General features: G+C 55.1%; 16 protein-coding genes. 6 read left to right on the top strand and 10 right to left on the bottom strand.

Features of this window, described 5'->3' with window-relative positions; all coding sequences use genetic code 11:
* Window positions 1-143 precede the first annotated feature (143 nt).
* Window positions 144-884, top strand: a complete 741-nt coding sequence (gene cysQ, locus O1723_RS19400) for a 3'(2'),5'-bisphosphate nucleotidase CysQ (RefSeq protein ID WP_038421314.1) — start codon at window positions 144-146, stop codon at window positions 882-884.
* Here the strand turns inward: cysQ and O1723_RS19395 are convergent.
* Entirely contained in the window at window positions 878-1,435 is a 558-nt protein-coding gene (locus O1723_RS19395; RefSeq protein ID WP_014882256.1) for a YtfJ family protein, read from the bottom strand. The two genes, cysQ and O1723_RS19395, sit on opposite strands and share 7 nt — an antisense overlap.
* 324 nt (window positions 1,436-1,759) lie before the next feature.
* Between O1723_RS19395 and O1723_RS19390 the strand changes: the two genes are divergently transcribed.
* Window positions 1,760-1,966 carry a DUF1107 domain-containing protein gene (locus O1723_RS19390; protein WP_003856054.1) on the top strand — a complete coding sequence of 69 codons (207 nt, stop codon included), beginning with the start codon at window positions 1,760-1,762 and terminating at the stop codon, window positions 1,964-1,966.
* A 63-nt stretch (window positions 1,967-2,029) separates the two neighbouring features.
* Here O1723_RS19390 and paeA read toward each other — a convergent pair whose 3' ends face one another.
* From paeA to O1723_RS19360, 6 genes are all read right to left on the bottom strand, one after another.
* Entirely contained in the window at window positions 2,030-3,367 is a 1,338-nt protein-coding gene (paeA, locus tag O1723_RS19385; RefSeq protein ID WP_014882257.1) for a polyamine export protein PaeA, read from the bottom strand.
* A 195-nt stretch (window positions 3,368-3,562) separates the two neighbouring features.
* Complete coding sequence (locus O1723_RS19380) at window positions 3,563-5,110, bottom strand: MFS transporter (RefSeq protein WP_014882258.1); 1,548 nt, start codon at window positions 5,108-5,110, stop codon at window positions 3,563-3,565.
* A gap of 79 nt (window positions 5,111-5,189) precedes the next feature.
* On the bottom strand, window positions 5,190-6,209 hold the full coding sequence (locus O1723_RS19375; protein WP_014882259.1) for a Gfo/Idh/MocA family protein: 1,020 nt from the start codon (window positions 6,207-6,209) through the stop codon (window positions 5,190-5,192).
* Between the two features lie 12 nt (window positions 6,210-6,221).
* The gene (locus O1723_RS19370) at window positions 6,222-7,289 is read right to left on the bottom strand and encodes a Gfo/Idh/MocA family protein (RefSeq protein ID WP_023336687.1); all 1,068 of its coding nucleotides are present in this window, start codon (window positions 7,287-7,289) and stop codon (window positions 6,222-6,224) included.
* Window positions 7,286-8,470 (bottom strand): Gfo/Idh/MocA family protein, encoded by a 1,185-nt coding sequence (locus O1723_RS19365; RefSeq protein ID WP_014882261.1) that lies wholly within the window; start codon window positions 8,468-8,470, stop codon window positions 7,286-7,288. Before O1723_RS19365 ends, O1723_RS19370 begins: the two co-directional genes overlap by 4 nt.
* 15 nt (window positions 8,471-8,485) lie before the next feature.
* Window positions 8,486-9,637 carry a Gfo/Idh/MocA family protein gene (locus tag O1723_RS19360; protein ID WP_014882262.1) on the bottom strand — a complete coding sequence of 384 codons (1,152 nt, stop codon included), beginning with the start codon at window positions 9,635-9,637 and terminating at the stop codon, window positions 8,486-8,488.
* A gap of 193 nt (window positions 9,638-9,830) precedes the next feature.
* On the opposite strand from O1723_RS19360, the gene O1723_RS19355 reads away from it, so the two are divergent.
* Window positions 9,831-10,889, top strand: a complete 1,059-nt coding sequence (locus tag O1723_RS19355) for a LacI family DNA-binding transcriptional regulator (protein WP_023331873.1) — start codon at window positions 9,831-9,833, stop codon at window positions 10,887-10,889.
* On the opposite strand, the gene msrA is transcribed toward O1723_RS19355, so the two are convergent.
* Entirely contained in the window at window positions 10,890-11,531 is a 642-nt protein-coding gene (gene msrA, locus O1723_RS19350; protein ID WP_023336688.1) for a peptide-methionine (S)-S-oxide reductase MsrA, read from the bottom strand.
* 224 nt (window positions 11,532-11,755) lie between these two features.
* Between msrA and tamA the strand changes: the two genes are divergently transcribed.
* The 3 genes from tamA to O1723_RS19335 are packed head-to-tail and all read left to right on the top strand — an operon-like array spanning window position 11,756 to window position 17,609.
* Window positions 11,756-13,489: an autotransporter assembly complex protein TamA gene (gene tamA, locus O1723_RS19345; RefSeq protein WP_023336689.1), complete on the top strand. Its 1,734-nt coding sequence runs from the start codon at window positions 11,756-11,758 to the stop codon at window positions 13,487-13,489.
* Entirely contained in the window at window positions 13,486-17,262 is a 3,777-nt protein-coding gene (tamB, locus tag O1723_RS19340; protein WP_023336690.1) for an autotransporter assembly complex protein TamB, read from the top strand. Before tamA ends, tamB begins: the two co-directional genes overlap by 4 nt.
* 2 nt (window positions 17,263-17,264) lie before the next feature.
* Window positions 17,265-17,609 carry a gamma-glutamylcyclotransferase family protein gene (locus O1723_RS19335; protein WP_014882267.1) on the top strand — a complete coding sequence of 115 codons (345 nt, stop codon included), beginning with the start codon at window positions 17,265-17,267 and terminating at the stop codon, window positions 17,607-17,609.
* A gap of 315 nt (window positions 17,610-17,924) precedes the next feature.
* Here O1723_RS19335 and O1723_RS19330 read toward each other — a convergent pair whose 3' ends face one another.
* Together O1723_RS19330 and O1723_RS19325 are read right to left on the bottom strand one after the other, a co-directional pair.
* On the bottom strand, window positions 17,925-18,395 hold the full coding sequence (locus tag O1723_RS19330; RefSeq protein ID WP_023336692.1) for a hypothetical protein: 471 nt from the start codon (window positions 18,393-18,395) through the stop codon (window positions 17,925-17,927).
* Window positions 18,392-18,976, bottom strand: a complete 585-nt coding sequence (locus O1723_RS19325) for a hypothetical protein (protein WP_014882270.1) — start codon at window positions 18,974-18,976, stop codon at window positions 18,392-18,394. Before O1723_RS19325 ends, O1723_RS19330 begins: the two co-directional genes overlap by 4 nt.
* Window positions 18,977-19,162: the final 186 nt, after the last annotated feature.

Below are 19,162 nucleotides of genomic sequence, written 5' to 3'. Positions count from 1 at the left end.
TAGCGTGTTGCTTACAGAAATGTGAATCCTGACAGAAAAAAGCGTACTGAAACCGGAATTGCTTCACAGATAGCGGAATTGTTCACATTACGATATAACTAAAACAATGAGTTAACCTCACTGCGTTAACAAAGAGGTGGAGAATGCTAGATAAAATTTGTCAACTCGCACGGGATGCGGGGGATGCCATCATGCAAGTGTATGACGGTGCAAAACCGATGGAGGTCGTCAGTAAAGCGGACGACTCCCCGGTCACGGCGGCGGATATCGCTGCGCATAAGGTCATTATGAACGGTTTACAGGCGCTGACGCCGGACATCCCCGTTCTGTCTGAAGAAGCGCCGCAGAGCTGGGATGAACGCCAGCACTGGCAGCGCTACTGGCTGGTCGATCCGCTGGACGGTACCAAAGAGTTCATCAAGCGCAACGGGGAGTTCACCGTTAATATCGCCCTGATTGAAAAGGGAAAGGCGGTGCTCGGCGTGGTTTACGCCCCGGTGATGAAGGTGATGTACAGCGCGGCGGAAGGTAAAGCCTGGAAGGAGGAGTGCGGCGTTCGTAAGCAGATCCAGGTGCGCGATGCGCGCCCACCGCTGGTGGTGATTAGCCGCTCGCACAGCGACAGTGAACTGCAGGTGTACCTGCAGCAGCTGGGGGAACACCAGACGACGTCGATTGGTTCATCGCTGAAATTCTGCCTGGTGGCGGAAGGACAGGCGCAGCTTTATCCGCGCTTTGGGCCGACTAACGTCTGGGATACGGCGGCAGGGCACGCGGTTGCTGCGGCCGCCGGGGCGCATGTTCATGACTGGCAGGGCAAGCCGCTGGACTATACCCCGCGTGAATCCTTCCTCAACCCCGGCTTCCGCGTCTCGATTTATTGAGCCAACAGCTTGTGCAGCAGGGCGACGACCTGCTGCACCTCTTCCTGGGTCAACGCGCCGTCTTTCACCCACTGGACGCGACCTTCCTTATCCAGCACGATAATCGCGGAACTCTCTTCCTCCAGCTGCCAGGCCTTACGGGTGACTCCGTTGCTGTCGACGATAAACTGCGACCACGGATAGAGCTTCTTATTACTCTCAAGGCTTGAACGCACAAACATCCCGGAGCCGGGAATCGCGTCATCGGTGTTCACAATCGTGGTGGTCTGGTAGCGATCGTGCGGGAATTTTGCGGCCTTGATCGCTTCCACCAGGTTGGCATTTTTCTCTTTTGCAGATGTACGACCGGCAATATGTTGTACAACTCTCACTTTGCCTGCGAGCTGCGCGCTATTCCAGGCTTTATAGCTAAACTTATCATTGTCGAGAATCAATTCTCCCCGGTCAGCAATGCCGACTGGCGGGACACGTTGTCCTTTTTCAATGTTGTGAGCGCAAGCCCACAGGGGCAGCAGCAGACAAGCTGCTGCAAGGATGTTACGTAGGGTCATGGCGTTTCCTTATTGTTTGCAGGTGATCCGACCACTTGGTCTTACGCTTTTAATCATAAGTGCGATCAATGTGGTTTTCCCGCAATCCCAATGCCAGTTTGCGGGTGAACGCACATATCCATGAAAAAACGACGGCTTATACTGCTCTCAGTCACGCTTTGCAAAGATTATTCTGAATAATTGTAATCAAACGGTAAATAAACTTATGCACACTGGGTAACACCGTAGTTCTGGTCTATAGTCATTGGGCATCAAAATTTGCGCTCAGGACAGTCGGGCTGATTGTGGCACCGCAAGAGCGTATGATTCGCAGGAGATACAAGAATGAAAATTTTCCAACGCTACAACCCGCTTCAAGTGGCGAAGTACGTGAAGATCCTGTTCCGTGGACGGTTGTACATCAAGGATGTTGGCGCTTTTGAATTTGATAAGGGCAAGATCCTTATCCCAAAAGTGAAGGACAAACAGCACCTGTCTGTGATGTCCGAAGTCAACCGTCAGGTTATGCGTCTGCAAACTGAGATGGCTTAACCAACGTGCTATGCAGTAGTTAAAAAGACGGCTCCCAATGGGAGCCGTTGATGTATATGGGTCTTACGCCGACACCTTATCTTCTGCGTCAGGCATCCGCGGCACCAGCACGGTCGGTTTGTTGTCGATGCGCGTCACCAGCAGCTGGTCGATGCGGTAGTTATCAATGTCCACCACCTCAAACTTGTAGCCGGAGAACTTCACCGAATCGGTACGTTTCGGGATTTTGCGCAGCATAAACATCATAAAGCCGCCGATGGTTTCGTAATTACCGGACTGCGGGAACTCGTCGATGTCCAGCACGCGCATGACGTCTTCAATCGGTGTACCGCCATCAATCAGCCACGAGTTATCGTCACGCTGAACAATCTGCTCCTCCAGCCCCTGGCCCACCAGGTCGCCCATCAGCGTGGTCATCACGTCGTTCAGCGTAATGATCCCCACCACCAGCGCGTATTCGTTCATGATGACGGCGAAGTCTTCCCCGGCGGTTTTGAAACTTTCCAGCGCTTCCGAGAGCGTCAGGGTGTCTGGCACGATCAGGGTGTTGCGGATCTGCACGCCGCTGTTGAGCGCCAGGCTCTGGTTTGCCAGCACGCGGTTGAGCAGGTCTTTGGAGTCGACGTAACCGATGATGTGGTCGATATCTTCATTACAGACCAGGAACTTAGAGTGCGGATGCTGTGCCACTTTGTTCTTCAGGCTCTGCTCATCCTCATGCAAATCGAACCAGATAATGCTTTCACGGCCCGTCATGGAAGAGGGCACGGTACGGGATTCCAGTTCGAATACGTTCTCAATGAGTTCGTGTTCCTGCTTACGCAGCACCCCGGCCAGCGCGCCAGCTTCCACCACCGCATAGATGTCGTCAGAGGTGATGTCGTCTTTACGCACCATGGGCAGCTTGAAGATGCGGAAAATCACGTTTGCCAGGCCGTTGAAGAACCATACCAGCGGACGGAACACGAACAGGCAGAAGCGCATCGGGTTGATGATACGCAAAGCCACAGCTTCTGGCGCAATCATACCGATGCGTTTCGGGGTCAGGTCAGCGAAGAGGATGAACATGCCGGTAACCAGCGTGAAGGAGAGAATAAAGCTCAACTGCTCGGCCAGTTCGGCGGACATGTACTGCACAAACAGGCTGTAAAACGCCGGCGAAAACGCTGCATCGCCCACGATACCGCCGAGAATGGCGACCGCGTTCAGGCCAATCTGCACCACGGTGAAGAAGGTGCCGGGGTTCTCCTGCATTTTGAGAATGCGGGAGGCGTTGATGTTGCCTTCATCAGCAAGCAGCTTCAGTTTGATTTTACGGGAGGCGGCCAGCGAAATCTCCGATATCGAGAAAAATGCACTGACGGCAATCAGACAAAGTATTACTAAAATACTGTTTAACATAGTTTATCCGGCTTCTCGCCAGATCCTCAGAAGGGGAATTGATACCATTTGTGTGAAAACACGTAGAACGTCAGCCCGTAGCGTTGAGCTGATTATTTCAGCGGGTAGTATAGCGTAAAGAGATGTAAATCTGCCAGAGGTCACATTTTGGCATAAAAACAGACCGGACAGTGGAGTGCTGCCCGGTCTGCGCGGTTATTTCACGGGAGATAAATGGGCGCTTCCCACCGTCTGTCGTGTGGCGTCGCCTCCCCACACCTGGTCATACTCGTATCCGGTTAACTGTTTGATGATCACCCGAGTCCTGGCGTCGCAGTCGCGGTAATCTCCGCCCAGTTTCCGTCGGGCAATCTCCTTGAGGAGCAACTTATGCGTCTCGCGGGTGAGCTTAAACTTGTAGGTAGTGAAGAAACTCACCGCCAGAAGCGCCGCGGTGGCAAAAATCATCAGGCCGATAATGGCCCCCAGCGCGCTTTCCGGTTGTGCGCCACTGCCTTTCACGAAACCGGACTCCTGCAGCACCAGACCAATAATCATGATGGCAATAGCCACGGTACTTTTGCGGGTCAGGACCATCACACCGGCAAAAATCCCTTCGCGGCGCTGCTGCGTCACCATCTCGTCGATATCCGGAATGAAGCTGTAGATATTCCACGGAATATAGTAAAGGCCGGAGCGGGCGGCACCCAGCAAGATAAAGACCGCCGAGAACAGCAGCGTCGGCACCTGCGTTTCGGTAAGGTAGACCGTAAACAGGAATACCAGCACGCAGAAAATACAGCCGTAGGAGAGGCGGAGCGCGGCGGAAGGAGTCACATTCAACCGGTTCAGCAACAGCATAAACCCGTACGTGCCCGGCACCGAGGCGAAGGCCGCAATGCTCAGCCAGCCAGATACCGCCGCCGCATCCTGGCTCAGGCAATACACGACATAATAGGTAAAGACCGAACCGAATACGTCCATCGCCGTAAACGAAAAGATATAAATAATGATATGCAGCCGGAACGCGCGAATGCGGAATGAAGAAAAGAGATCCAGAACCAGATATTTCAGGTGATTGAGTATCCCGCTGCTGCGCTGGTTATCCACTTTAAAATCGGACTCTTGCTGCACATCTTTGGCTTCCCAGGTGGTGTACCAGGTAATAAATACCGCAATGCAAAATACGCAGGAAAATATCAGCCCGGTAAGGGTATAGGTAAACGGATTATCTTTACCCGTGAACTGCATAATGACGCCGGGGACGGAAACCGCAAGAAACCCCCCGAGCTGAGAGCAGATCATGCGCACGCCGGAAAGGCGGCTACGCTCTTCATAGCGGTTTGTCATTTCCGCTGCCAGCGTTTCCCACGGGACCAGCACCATCGCCGACAGCAGTTCTATCGAGAGATAGGTGCCCAGATAGTACCAGTAGCCCATGTCCGTCATCCACAGCAGGGCATACAAAAACATGAGCGGTGAGCTGAGTAATAAAAAGAAGCGGCGGCGGCCAAATTTACGTCCGAGCCAGGTATCACCGAAATTATCGGTGACGTATCCCATAATGGGGCTGAGGAGTGCGTCAATAACGCGGGCAATGGCGAATATTGAACCCGCTTCAATCACTGAGAGTCCGCAATAGGTGGTGTAAAAAAAGAGCAGCCAGGTGCCGATAATGGCAAAAGCGCCCCCGCCAAACAGATCGGTTACGCCGTAGCCAAGCGCTACGCCGTAACCAACTCTACGTTCAGTTGGTTTGACCATAATAATATCCAGTGTAGGGTAATGATTAACCTGTGTTTCAGGTCGTTTTTTTATTTACTGCTGGACGACACATTACGTTCTAATTATTGATATCTATCCATTTTCTTAATTGAGATGAGCGATAAAGGGCCTCCACAAGGGTGAGTGATTTCCCGGCAGCATGGATATCGGTGTAGTCCGTTTCCGGGTGATGAATGGCATGATAAAAACGGCGGATCGCCTGCTGGTGTCCCAGCCCCCAGTAGCTTTTGACCGAGCCGTCAGGAGAATCATCGGTTGCCAGCTTGCGACGTTCGCCCGGGGTGATGCGCCAGAGCACGTTGTCATTGAGCAGCAGCGAACCCCGTTCGCAATGGATCTCAAGCCAGAGGGGGGAATCCGTGGTATTGCAGTTGCTGGCATAAAACAGGCCACGCGCGCCGTTAGCAAAGTGCAGCGTCGCCATTGCGCTGTCCTCCCCTTCGGTTACGTCCGCCAGCTCACCGCTCTCCACCACGCCTTTCAGGCGCGTGACCCCGCCGGCGAACCACTGCATCAGGTCGAGGGTATGGATCGCCTGGTTGATCAGCAGACTGCCGCCTTCCGTTGCCAGCCGTCCACGCCACGGACTTTCGGTGTAATAGGCGCCCGACCGCGACCACGTCAGCACCGCTTTCATGCCGAGCATCTTCCCCAGCCCGCCCTCGCTTAACTCCTGTCGGATGCGCAGGCTGGTGGGGTTGAGCCGGTTCTGATAGCAAACGCCGAGCAGACCCGGCGACTGGTCGACGGCCTGGACGATATCGCCGAATTCACTGCTGTTCATCCCCACCGGTTTTTCGCAGAACACATGCTTCCCGGCGGCGAGCGCCGCCAGAATCATACGTTTATGCTCGAAATGCGGCGTACAGATATGGACCACGTCGATGGCATCATCCAGCAGCATTTCCCGGTAATCCTGATAAAAACGGCACTGATAGGCCATCGCCAGCGTCAGTCCTTTAACGCTGTCGATGTCCACCAGCGCGCGCAGCGCGACGTTGGGGATCTGGCGTAATGCATTCACATGGCAGCGGTGAATCGCGCCGGCACCGATAACCGCTGTGTTCAGGATCGTCATCGTTGCCTCCCGTTATGCCGTCGCGTTGGCCAGCATCTGAGCCTTCACGCAAAGCTCCGCCGCCTTGAAGGCGTGCGCCTGCGTCATGGCGTTTTCGGTCCGGTGCAGGCAGTCGAGGATCAGTTCACCAAAGAACGGGAACCCGACCTGCCCGGCGACGGGATAACGGAATTCTCCCTCCTTGTTCACCAGGTAAACCACATCCTGCTCGCCGCGGGTTAAATCGACATATTTGCGGATTTCGATATAGCCTTCGGTGCCGAGCAGGGTCAGACGACCGTCGCCCCACGTTGACAGCCCGTCTGGCGTAAACCAGTCGCAGCGGAAATAGCCGCTGGCACCGTTTTCCCCTTTCAGCATCGCGTCGCCGAAATCTTCGAAGGCGGGATACTGCGGGTGTTTAACGTTGCGAACTTGGCTTGCCACCACCGAGGCGTCGCTGTTGCCGGTATAAAAAAGGAACTGCTCAATCTGGTGGCTGCCGATGTCGCAGAGAATGCCGCCGAAGTCGCGACGATCGTAGAACCACTCCGGACGACCGCTCCCTTCCCGGTGCGGACCGGTTCCCAGGGTTTGCACGACGCGGCCAATCGCGCCCTGCTGCACCAGTTGTCCGGCAAAGACCGCGCTCTCTACGTGCAGACGCTCGCTGTAATACACCGCGTATTTCTTCCCGGTTTGCGCCACCATTGCTTTGGCATCGGCCAGCTGTTCAAGGGTGGTGAGCGGCGCTTTATCCGTGAAATAGTCCTTACCCGCGGCCATCGCTTTCAGCCCCAGTGCACAGCGCCCGGACGGGATGGCGGCACCCGCCACCAGGCGCACCTCGTCGTCGTTGAGTATCACGTCCAGCGACGCCGCCACGTGGGCCTGCGGATATTGCTGGATGAATTTATCCACCTTCGCCGGATCGGGGTCGTACACCCATTTCAGCGTGGCGCCGGCTTCAATCAGGCCGTTGCACATGCCGTAAATATGACCGTGGTCGAGTGCGGCAGCGGCAAAAACAAATTCACCTTCTCGGACAACCGGCTGCGGTTTACCTACCGGGGCGTAGTTCATTCCGTCTTTCTTGTTCATGATGACATTCCTCGATCCAGATCTTTTCCCAGGGGGATGGCACCGACTTCGCTGAAGTTGGCCACGCTTGCGGACTTCTCATAAAAACGGGGGGCGAGGGCGTTCGTCCCGCCGGTACGGTAAAACGGGTCATCGCGCTGAATCGGCAGCGGGACGACGGTGCGGGTAATGGCTGATTTATAAATTGCGGTAATCAGTTCGAGGGAACGCTTGCCCTGCAGGCCATCCACTAACGGTGCCGTGCCGTGCTCAATGGCATAAAGCAGGTCGTTAATCTGCCCGTTGTGTAGCGTCCATTCGAGTTTGCGGGTGTCGTGAAAAACCGCGTTGAGTTGCGCTTCTCGCGGCAGATCGTGGCTTTCCTGTGGGAAGCCGTTATCGGCGCTGACGCTGGCAAAGGCCTGCCACGGCGCGGAGATACGCGCTTTATCGCCCTGAATGATGATTTTCTGATCTTCCCCGTGGTGCACCACCGAGGCGGTAAGCTGCGTGAGCGCGCCGTTCGGGTATTTGAAGATCGCGGCGCTGAGGTCTTCCACCTCGGCATTGTCGTGCGCCACGTTGGTCATCATTGCCACGACCTCCGACGGGAAGCCGAGCATCCACTGGATGGCGTCGATATGATGTACCGCGTGGTTAAGCGTGCAGCCACCTCCCTCTTTTTCCCAGGTGCCACGCCACCACAGATCGTAATAGCAGTGTCCGCGCCACCAGAACGAATCCACCTGCGCATGGCAGATTTTTCCCGCGAGGCCGGAATCCAGTGCGGCTTTTAAGCGCCAGAAAGCATCGGTAAAGCGGTTCTGAGCGATGATGGAGAGCGTTTTACCGCTGGCCTGCTGTGCGGCGATCATCGCGTCGCACTCTTCCAGCGAGGCGGCCATCGGTTTTTCGCACAGCACATGGCACCCCGCGCGCAGGGCATCAATGCTGATCTCCGCGTGAACATAGGGCGGCGTACAGACATCGACGATATCAACATCGGGCTCTGACGCCAGCATCTGCTGGTGGCTTGCGTACACGCGGGCATCCGTCAGGCCGTAGCGTGCTTTTTTCTCGTGGGCTTTTTCCGGGTAGATATCGACCAGCGCGACGATCCGGCAACGCTGACCAAACTGCAAATAGCCCTGAATATGGTTATGCGAGATATTCCCTGTTCCCACGATAGCGACATTTAACATCGTGTTTCTCCGCTGTTACCAGGTGCCAGAGGCGTCCAGCGTGATGCTGGCGGTCTCTTTAGCCACTGAGGTGCTAATACGCTGCTGAAGCAGGCGCAGATACTGTTTCTCATTGAGCGGCAGGTCGACCCAGTCGTCTGTCCAGGTGGAGAGGTGCATGGCGTTGGAAAGCGTAAGCCCGCGGATCCCTTCCAGACCCGGCGCGATCAGCGGCTCGCCGCGCAAAATGGCGGCAGAGAAATTGGCGGTAATAACGTGATGTTCGCTGCATTCCGGGGCGACGGGGATGGAGACCTCCCAGCATTCGGGTTCACCAAAACCGTTTTGCCAGCGGACATTGAAGGCGGTTTCGGATTCACGTAACCGCCAGTAGCGCAGTTTCCCCTCTTCGACGACCACCTTGCCGCGGTCGCCAACGATTTCCAGGCGGTTGGTCCCCGGTGTTTCCGCGACGGTAGTGATAAACACGCCCGTCGCGCCATTGGCGTACTCCGCATAGGCGGTAACCTCGTCTTCCACTTCGATATCGCGATGTTTGCCGAACTGGCAAAACGCGCGCAGACGGACCGGCATTCCGACCAGCCACTGCCAGAGATCGAGCTGATGCGGATCCTGGTTGAGCAAGACGCCGCCACCTTCCCCTTTCCAGGTGGCGCGCCAGCCGCCGGAGTTGTAGTAGCTCTGCGAACGATACCAGTTGGTGATGATCCAGTTGGAGCGGCGGATCTCGCCCAGCTCGCCGCTGTCGATAAGGTCTTTTACCTTCTGATAAAGCGGGTTCGGGCGCTGGTTGTACATGATGCCAAACACCACGTCGCACTCCCGGGCGCAGGCGTTCATCTCCTGCACCTGCGCCGTGTATACCCCCGCCGGTTTTTCACACAGGGTGTGAATGCCGTTGCGCATCGCCAGCATCGACAAGCGCGGATGCTCGTAGTGCGGCGTCGCGACAATCACCGCGTCGATAAGCCCGCTCTGGATCATCTCCTGGGCGTCACTGAACACGGGGAGATTGCCGACCAGCTGGCGAATGGCCGGGTGCTTTTCCGGTGCATTATCGCAAACCGCCGTCAGGCACGCGTCGCTGACCGTACCCGCCAGTAAATAGCGCGCGTGGACCGTGCCGATATTACCTATTCCAATAATGCCAAAACGTACCTTATCCATGTCACACCTTAATTTCTGTTGAAAAGAAGTGATGACCGGAAAATAGGAAAGGCGAGCCGCAGCGACAATGTGTTTTTGTGAGAATACTCGCAAGGTGATTAAGTAATCTCCAGGCTTTCTGAAATTTGGTTTTAAAATCAAAAGGCTGTTTCTGCAAATATTTGCAAAAACTGAATGAGAGCGAGGTCACACTATGCCGGGCAGGTTAAAAATGGAGGAGATTGCGGCCCTGACGGGCTATTCCGTCAGTACGGTATCTCGGGTATTAAGCGGCAAATCGTATACCAGCGATAAAGCCCGGGAGGCGATCGTTCGTACTGCCAGAGAATTAGGCGTACTGGAGTCCATGGCGAGCGGCAGACTGTTAATTAACGGTATCGCTGTTTTTGCGCCAGAAAGAACCTTTCAGGGACGCGGCGATATTTTTTATCTGGAAGTCACAAAAGGGATTACTGAAGCCTGCGCGCGGCACAATGTGTGGGTGAGCTGCTGTGGATTAGAAGAACAGCACGCCGACGTGAAATTATTTATGGAAAAGGCCAGTCAGAAGAATATTAACGCGATAATTATTATTGGGACTGATGATTCCACCATATTTAAACTGGCGAGCACGTTAAATAAGCCCTGCGTGTTAATTAATTCCGTTGATCGGGATCGGGAGCTGGATGCCGTGTCACCCGATCACCGGGCGATTGGGTTTACCGCCATGCAGTATCTTTTTGAGCAGGGACATCGGCGTGTGCTCACGCTCACCTGCCTGCGGCGAGAAACGCTTTACGCGCGTCTGGACGGCATTAAAGAGGCGTACCGCCATTTTCACGTGGGCTTCGATCCCCAGCGTGATTTGCTCGTGACGGAGTGGTTTACCGCTGAAGAGGCTGAGCGGGCTCTGGATGCGTGGCTGATGAGCCATGATAGATCGCAGTGGCCGGAGGTGATTTTCCCGAACAGCACCAGCATGGTGGAAGGGGTAGTCAGGGCGTTAACCCGACACGGGCTGCGCGTTCCGGAAGATATTTCACTGATAACGACCGATTTTGCATGGAACCTGGCGCACCGTCTGGAAAAACCGGTCACGGGCGTGACGGTGCCCTGTCGGGAGCTGGGGATTGAAGCCGTTCACCTGCTGCAAACGCGGCTTAACCGACCGCAGGCGCCGGTCTTTAACCTGCTGTTGCAGGGAAAAGTGATGGATTACGGCTCGGTCTGTAATGCAACGCGCCACGCGGCTCGCGTGGCGCTGGAACGGTGATCAGGCCAGTTGAGGCGGCAGGCAGACGCCGATGCCTCCGATACCGCAGTAGCCGTATGGGTTTTTGTGCAGGTACTGCTGATGATCGTCCTCGGCATAGTAGAACGGTTTCGCGGTGGTGATTTCGGTTGTCACGTCACGCGTATCGCCCGCTTCCCGCATGGCCTGCTGGAAACGCTCAAGGCTGGCGCGGGCGGCAGCATCCTGCTCAGGCGTGAGCGGATAAATGGCCGAGCGGTACTGTGTGCCGTGGTCGTTGCCCTGACGCATACCCTGCGCCGGATCGTGGTTTTCCCAGAAAACCTGCAGAAGCTGCTCGTAGCGAATCACCGCAGGGTCGTACACCACGCGAACCGCTTCCGCATGGCCGGTCTCGCCGGAGCAGACTTCGCGGTAGGTTGGGTTAGGCGTGTAGCCGCCGGTGTAGCCAGCAGCGGTGCTGTATACGCCGGGCAGCTGCCAGAAGAGGCGCTCAACGCCCCAGAAGCAGCCCATGGCGAACAGGGCGATCTCCATTCCATCCGGCACGTTAGTCATCGAATGGCCATTCACGGCGTGTAAGGTCGCCACAGGCATAGGGGTGTTGCGTCCCGGTAATGCATCAGCTTGTGAAACCAGATGCTTTTTGTCGAATAAACTCACGATGGGGCCTCCCGGGGTGCGATGTTTCGGTTAAGGTTGTCACGACGCGTTTAATTGAACACAATAAATGCGCTGAATGAGTCTAGATTTAATCATAAGAAATATTTGGGTGTTACACCCATTTTCAACCCGTGATGTGGGTTTTTGGCTAACAGGCCGTATTTTGCCGCGGAGCGGCACTGCATTTGCTTCCAGGGTGGAAACAGGGATATTCAGGAGAAAACGTGACAAAAATCCGCCAGTTATGTTTGGTCAGTGTGTTGCTGACAAGCGGGGTTGCCAGCGCGGCGAATGTCCGTTTGCAGGTTGAGGGGCTTTCCGGAGCGCTGGAAAAAAACGTGCGTGCGCAGCTGTCGACCATCCAGAGTGATGAGGTGACGCCGGACCGGCGTTTTCGCGCGCGCGTGGATGACGCGATCCGTGAAGGGCTGAAAGCGCTGGGTTATTACGAACCCACCATTGATTTCGATCTCCGTCCGCCGCCAAAGAAGGGGCGTCAGGTGCTTATTGCCCGCGTCTCGGCGGGGGAGCCGGTACGGATTGGTGGCACGAACGTCGTCCTGCGCGGCGGGGCGCGTACCGACCGGGATTACCTGGATCTGCTCAGCACGCGGCCGAAGATCGGCACCGTGCTTAACCATGGCGATTACAACCATTTCAAAAAAGAGCTGACGAGCGTTTCCCTGCGTAAGGGCTACTTTGACAGCCAGTTCAACAAAAGCCAGCTGGGCATCGCGCTGGCGCGACGCAAGGCCTTCTGGGACATCGACTACGACAGCGGGGAGCGCTACCGCTTTGGCGACGTGACGTTTGAAGGTTCGCAAATTCGTGAAGAGTACCTGCAAAACCTCGTGCCGTTTAAAAAAGGCGACTACTACCAGTCGAGCGACCTGGCGGAGCTAAACCGTCGTCTCTCCGCCACCGGCTGGTTTAACTCGGTGGTTGTCGCGCCGGAATTTGATAAGTCTCGCAAAACCAAGGTGTTGCCGCTGCATGGCGTTGTCTCGCCGCGCACCGAGAACACCATTGAGACCGGTGTTGGCTATTCGACCGACGTCGGCCCGCGCGTGAAGGCCACCTGGAAAAAGCCGTGGATAAACTCATACGGCCACAGCCTGACGACCAGCGCCAGTATCTCTGCACCGGAGCAGCAGCTTGATTTCAGCTATAAAATGCCGCTGCTGAAAAATCCGCTTGAGCAGTACTATCTGGTCCAGGGGGGCTTTAAGCGCACCGACCTGAACGATACAGAGTCCGATTCCACCACGCTTGCGGTATCCCGCTACTGGGATCTCTCCAGCGGCTGGCAGCGCGCCATTAACCTGCGCTGGAGCCTGGACCACTTTACCCAGGCCAACGTCACCAACACCACCATGCTGCTCTATCCTGGGGTGATGATCAGCCGCACCCGCTCGCGCGGCGGCCTGATGCCAACCTGGGGGGATTCCCAGCGTTACTCCATCGATTACTCCAACACGATGTGGGGTTCTGACGTGGATTTCTCGGTGATTCAGGCGCAAAACGTCTGGATCCGCACGCTGTATGACAAGCACCGCTTTGTCATGCGCGGCAACCTCGGCTGGATTGAAACCGGCGATTTCGACAAAGTCCCGCCGGACCTGCGTTTCTTCGCCGGGGGCGACCGCAGCATCCGCGGCTACAAATACAAATCTATCGCGCCTAAAGACGATGACGGCAAGCTGATCGGGGCCTCCAAGCTGGCCACTGGCTCGCTGGAGTACCAGTACAACGTCAGCGGAAAATGGTGGGGCGCCATGTTCGTTGATGGCGGCGAGGCGGTGAGCGATATCCGCCGCAGCGACTTTAAAACTGGCGCAGGTGTAGGCGTGCGCTGGCAGTCACCGGTCGGGCCCATCAAGCTTGATTTCGCCGTTCCGGTCGGCGACAAAGAAGAACATGGATTACAGTTTTACATCGGTCTGGGGCCTGAATTATGAGTTTATGGAAGAAAATAAGCCTCGGGGTGCTGATTTTTATCGTGCTGCTGCTCGGTACGGTGGCGTTTCTGGTGGGGACGACGACCGGGCTGCATCTGCTGTTTAACGCGGCGAACCGCTGGGTGCCGGGGCTGGAGATAGGTCAGGTGACCGGCGGCTGGCGCGACCTGCGTCTGAAGAACATCCGCTATGAGCAGCCAGGCGTGGCGGTGAATGCCGGGGAATTTCACCTCGCGGTGAAGCTGGGCTGTCTGCGTGACAGCAAGCTGTGCGTTAACGATCTGTCGCTAAAAGACGTTAACGTGGCGATAGATTCGAAGAAAATGCCGCCGTCTGCGCCGGTGGAAGAAGAGGATAGCGGCCCGCTGAATCTCTCCACGCCGTACCCGATTGCGCTCTATCGGGTGGCGCTCGATAACGTCAATATTAAAATCGACGACACCACCGTTTCCGTCATGGATTTCACCTCCGGCCTGCGCTGGCAGGAGAAAAACCTGACCCTGACGCCAACCTCACTACAGGGCTTGCTGATCGCGCTGCCGAAAGTGGCCGAGGTGGCGCAGGAAGAGATCGTCGAGCCGAAGATCCAGAATCCGCAGCCGGAAGAAAAGCCGCTGGGTGAAACGCTGAAGGATCTCTTCTCGAAGCCTGTTCTGCCGGAAATGACTGACGTTCATCTGCCGCTGAACCTCAATATTGAGGAGTTCAAAGGTGAGCAGCTACGCCTGACCGGCGATACCGACCTGACCGTCTACAACATGCTGCTGAAAGTCAGCAGCATTGACGGCAACATGAAGCTCGACGCGCTGGATATCGACACCAACCAGGGGTCGGTGAATGCGTCTGGTAACGCCCTGCTGCGCGACAACTGGCCGGTGGATATCACGCTGAACAGCGCGCTCAACATCGACCCGCTGAAGGGCGAAAAAGTGAAGGTCAAAGTGGGTGGGGCGCTGCGCGATAAGCTGGACGTCGGGGTCAATCTCTCCGGCCCGGTGGACATGGTTCTGCGCGCGCAGACTCAGCTGGCGGAAGCCGGGCTGCCGCTCAATCTTGAGGTCGTCAGCAAGCAGCTTTACTGGCCGTTTACCGGCGAAAAACAGTTCCAGGCCGATGACCTGAAGCTGAAGCTGAGCGGCAAGATGACTGACTACACGCTCTCGTTCCACACGGCGGTGAAGGGACAGGGCGTACCGCCCGCGAACATCACGCTGGATGCGAAGGGCAACGAACAACAGGTCAACCTCGATAAGCTGACCGTCGCGGCGCTGGAAGGGAAAACGGAGCTGACCGCGCTGCTCGACTGGCAGCAGGCGATCAGCTGGCGGGGCGAACTGAAGCTGACGGGTATCAACACCGCCAAAGAGGTGCCGGACTGGCCGTCGAAGCTGGACGGGCTGATCAAAACGCGCGGTAGCCTGTACGGCGGTACGTGGCAGATGGACGTGCCGGAGCTCAAGCTCACCGGTAACGTGAAGCAGAACAAGGTGAATGTTGAAGGCTCGGTGAAAGGCAACAGCTACCTGCAGTGGGTGATCCCGGGTCTGCACGTCGCGCTGGGGCGCAACACGGCGGATATCAAAGGCGAGCTGGGGGTAAAAGATCTCAATCTTGACGCCACCATCGACGCGCCGAACCTGGATAACGCCCTGCCGGGCCTGGGCGGGACGGCGAAAGGGTTAGTGAAAGTGCGCGGTACGGTCGACGCGCCACAGCTCCTTGCGGATATCACCGCCAATAATCTGCGCTGGCAGGAACTGAGCGTTGCCCGCGTCCGCGTGGAAGGGGATGTGAAATCCACCGATCAGATCGGCGGTAACCTGAACCTGCGCGTGGAGCGCATTTCTCAGCCGGACGCGAACATTAACCTGGTCACCCTGGACGCCAAAGGGAACGAAAAACAGCATGACCTCCAGCTACGCGTGCAGGGTGAGCCGGTTTCCGGGCAGCTTCACCTGACCGGCAGCTTCGACCGCAAAGCGGAGCGCTGGAAAGGGACGCTGGACAATACCCGTTTCAACACGCCGGTGGGGCCGCTGGCGTTGTCACGTTCTCTCTCGCTGGACTACCGTAATGCGGAACAAAAGATCGCTATTGGGCCGCACTGCTGGATCAACCCGAATGCAGAACTGTGCGTGCCGCAGACCATTGATGCGGGCGCGGCAGGGCACGCGCAGGTAAACCTCAACCGCTTTGATCTGGCGATGCTGAAACCGTTTATGCCGGACACCACGCAGGCCAGCGGCGTCTTCAGCGGGAAAGCCGATGTCGCCTGGGATACGACCAAAGAGGGGCTGCCGCAGGGTAGCGTCACGCTTTCGGGCCGTAACGTGAAGGTGACGCAGGAGGTGAATGATGCGTCGCTCCCGGTGGCATTCGATACCCTCAACCTGAGCGCAGACCTGCATAACAACCGTGCTGAGCTGGGGTGGCTGATCCGTCTTACTAACAACGGTCAGCTTGACGGACAGGTACAAATTACCGATCCGCAAGGACGGCGTAATCTGGGCGGCAACGTCAATATCCGTAACTTCAACCTGGCGATGGTGAACCCGATATTCGCCCGCGGGGAGAAAGCCGAGGGTATGCTGAACGCCAACCTGCGTCTGGGCGGCAACGCGCAAAGCCCGCAGCTATTCGGTCAGATGCGCCTCAGCGGCGTGGACATCGACGGCAACTTTATGCCGTTTGATATGCAGCCCAGCCAGATTGCGATGAACTTCAACGGCATGAGCTCGACCCTGAGCGGTTCGGTGTTAACGCAGCAGGGGCAAATCAACCTGAGCGGTGAAGCGGACTGGAGCCAGCTCGATAACTGGCGTGCCCGCATCGCGGCCAAAGGCAGCAAGGTGCGCATTACCGTACCGCCAATGGTGCGCCTGGATGTCTCGCCGGATGTGGTCTTTGAGGCGACGCCAAGCCTCTTCACCCTGGACGGGCGCGTCGACGTGCCGTGGGCGCGTATTGTGGTTCACGAGGTTCCGGAAAGCGCCGTCGGTGTCTCAAGTGATGAAGTTATGCTCAATGAAAATCTGAAACCTGTCGAACAGAAGAGCGCTGGCATACCGATTAATAGTAACCTTATCGTACACGTGGGGAATAACGTGCGGTTGGATGCGTTTGGGCTGAAGGCGAGGCTCACGGGCGATCTGAAAGTGGCCCAGGATAAACAAGGGCTTGGCCTGAACGGGCAGATCAATATTCCTGAAGGGCGTTTCCATGCCTATGGTCAGGATCTGATTGTGCGTAAGGGCGAGCTGCTGTTCTCCGGTCCACCGGATCAGCCTCTGTTGAACATCGAAGCGATTCGTAACCCGGAAGCGACGGAAAACGACGTCATTGCAGGCGTACGCGTCACCGGCTCTGCCGACGAACCGAAGGCGGAGATCTTCTCTGACCCGGCGATGTCGCAGCAGGAAGCTCTCTCTTACCTGCTGCGTGGACAGGGTCTGGACAGCGGTCAGAGCGACAGTGCGGCGATGACCTCAATGTTAGTCGGCCTGGGGGTTGCACAAAGTGGGCAGGTTGTGGGTAAAATCGGCGAGACGTTCGGCGTAAGCAATCTGGCGCTGGACACCCAGGGCGTGGGTGACTCCTCGCAGGTGGTGGTCAGTGGCTATGTACTGCCGGGTCTGCAGGTAAAATACGGTGTGGGGATCTTTGACTCACTGGCAACACTCACGCTACGCTATCGCCTGATGCCTAAGCTATATCTGGAAGCAGTGTCCGGCGTAGACCAGGCACTTGATCTGCTCTATCAGTTTGAGTTTTAGCAATGCGAATATTTGTCTACGGCAGTTTACGAACCAAGCAAGGCAACAGTCACTGGATGACCAATGCCCTGCTGCTGGGGAATTACAATATCGAAAATTACCAGTTGTACAGCCTGGGCCACTATCCAGGCGCGGTTCCCGGCGAAGGAACAGTACAGGGTGAAGTTTATCGTATTGATAATGCTACACTTGCCGAACTTGATGCCTTGCGCACCAGGGGCGGTGAATACGCTCGCCAGTTGATCCAGACGCCGTACGGAAGTGCGTGGATGTATGTCTACCAGCGTCCGGTCGATGGGTTAACGCGGATTGTAAGCGGTAACTGGTTAGACAGAGACCAGTACTGAAAAACGACAACGCCACCGGAAGGTGGCGTTGTTTTTTTACTCTTTCAATTATCTTCTGTATTACGGCGTCTGGTTAAGAACAGAGGAACGAACAGCATGACGTACGGGGCAATAATCCATAAAAAACACAAGGCGCGTGAACGGCCATAGTAGTTTATGCACCGCGTATTGCTTGAAATGACGGGCAGGAAAAACAGTAAAAACAGCAGAATCGCATAATCGCTTCGATAAGGGATCCATAAGTAAAACAAAAACCAGGCAAGCTGGAATGTTATGATGCAGAGATACTGCCATTTGCTGTCTTTGCCGTAACAGTCAAACGCCTTTATGTAACCCATCTTTATGCTTTGAAGAAAGAAACTTAGCATGTATAACGCTCACGATCGCGACGGTCAGGAGTGTGCTCGTCAGCAACGCCCCTAAAAAATAGCTGTGGGTGATATCAGTAGCACCCGAGCCTAAAGTATGCAATTTACTATATCCTCTCTCTACTGCAACAAAAAGTGTATATAGCCCGATGTTGATACAGAACTGAAGTAGACAAGAAGCGACGATATTTTTGGGAATTCTTTTTAATAACATAAGTGATGCGTAGATAATACTTGCTGAAAGAGCAAAATAGAGTCCGTTAAATAAACTTGATAGTAAGGCGATATTAACTTCATTGAAGACTAAATTATCGCTTCCATAGTACCATGCCAGGTATTCAACATACGTGCTTCTGCCAAAGATAAAGGCAGCAATAATAAGGATGAATAGACTCAAGATATGGCTTTTCTTACTCATAATTTTGCTCCCTTAGAAAGCAGTTCCTTCATTGTTTTACCAGCTTCCAGCTGATCTTTGATTATGGCAAGGTCACGAGTATTGTGGTTATACTTTGCAATAGCGGTTGGCGTACCTTTACCACCATTGTCCATAAAGAAGACAATATCCTTACGACCATAAAGAAGTACCTGTGGGATGGGATCACGCCCATAACTCACTGCTTGCGGAAGGGAGTGAATAGACTCTGTCGTGAGGAAGCGAGGAATGCTTTCATGCTCAATATTGCCTAAAGGTGTAGTGGCAACAAGGGAGCCGATAAAATCGGTCGTATACACTAACGCATCGGTATCTTTAGTCGTGACTTTTGAACCCGTAAGATATTTTATCTGTTGCCAAAGGGTAATATCTTTTGGGATTACTTTTATACCATCCATAAACATATCTTGCTTACGTTTTAGCTGAATGACTGTACGATGCACCTGTGTCAAAGAGGGGCTTATTTCCCCAATAGAAGGCATAAGTCCATCGCGGGAATACAGTCGTTCAATGATAAAATAAATTCCAGTTGGGCGGGCAACATCAATGTTAATGGATGACATATGAATCCTGTTATGAATGGGGATTAATGATCATCATTACAGTATGTTATTAATTTCCATGCTATTCAACCACTCCCACCATAAATGATAGGGTGTCCTTTTTTTAAGAATATACAAGATAAAAGAAATGGGATTTATCTTAAAAACTCATGTGGTGCTTTTAACTAATCTATAAAAAAGCCCCGA

Source organism: Enterobacter cloacae complex sp. HYC080_NIDB, from assembly GCF_056673325.1.
Note: the sequence above shows the minus strand (reverse complement) of the source record. Positions and strands in the feature narration are given on the sequence as shown.

What these genes read in the sequence shown, in the direction of transcription:
- O1723_RS19380 (WP_014882258.1), bottom strand. Translation starts at nt 5,110, where the DNA reads ATGGTCAAACCAACTGAACGTAGAGTTGGTTACGGCGTAGCGCTTGGC.
- paeA (WP_014882257.1), bottom strand. Translation starts at nt 3,367, where the DNA reads ATGTTAAACAGTATTTTAGTAATACTTTGTCTGATTGCCGTCAGTGCA.
- O1723_RS19360 (WP_014882262.1), bottom strand. Translation starts at nt 9,637, where the DNA reads ATGGATAAGGTACGTTTTGGCATTATTGGAATAGGTAATATCGGCACG.
- O1723_RS19330 (WP_023336692.1), bottom strand. Translation starts at nt 18,395, where the DNA reads ATGAGTAAGAAAAGCCATATCTTGAGTCTATTCATCCTTATTATTGCT.
- O1723_RS19390 (WP_003856054.1), top strand. Translation starts at nt 1,760, where the DNA reads ATGAAAATTTTCCAACGCTACAACCCGCTTCAAGTGGCGAAGTACGTG.
- O1723_RS19370 (WP_023336687.1), bottom strand. Translation starts at nt 7,289, where the DNA reads ATGAACAAGAAAGACGGAATGAACTACGCCCCGGTAGGTAAACCGCAG.
- O1723_RS19365 (WP_014882261.1), bottom strand. Translation starts at nt 8,470, where the DNA reads ATGTTAAATGTCGCTATCGTGGGAACAGGGAATATCTCGCATAACCAT.
- O1723_RS19395 (WP_014882256.1), bottom strand. Translation starts at nt 1,435, where the DNA reads ATGACCCTACGTAACATCCTTGCAGCAGCTTGTCTGCTGCTGCCCCTG.
- cysQ (WP_038421314.1), top strand. Translation starts at nt 144, where the DNA reads ATGCTAGATAAAATTTGTCAACTCGCACGGGATGCGGGGGATGCCATC.
- O1723_RS19375 (WP_014882259.1), bottom strand. Translation starts at nt 6,209, where the DNA reads ATGACGATCCTGAACACAGCGGTTATCGGTGCCGGCGCGATTCACCGC.
- O1723_RS19335 (WP_014882267.1), top strand. Translation starts at nt 17,265, where the DNA reads ATGCGAATATTTGTCTACGGCAGTTTACGAACCAAGCAAGGCAACAGT.
- O1723_RS19355 (WP_023331873.1), top strand. Translation starts at nt 9,831, where the DNA reads ATGCCGGGCAGGTTAAAAATGGAGGAGATTGCGGCCCTGACGGGCTAT.
- O1723_RS19325 (WP_014882270.1), bottom strand. Translation starts at nt 18,976, where the DNA reads ATGTCATCCATTAACATTGATGTTGCCCGCCCAACTGGAATTTATTTT.
- tamB (WP_023336690.1), top strand. Translation starts at nt 13,486, where the DNA reads ATGAGTTTATGGAAGAAAATAAGCCTCGGGGTGCTGATTTTTATCGTG.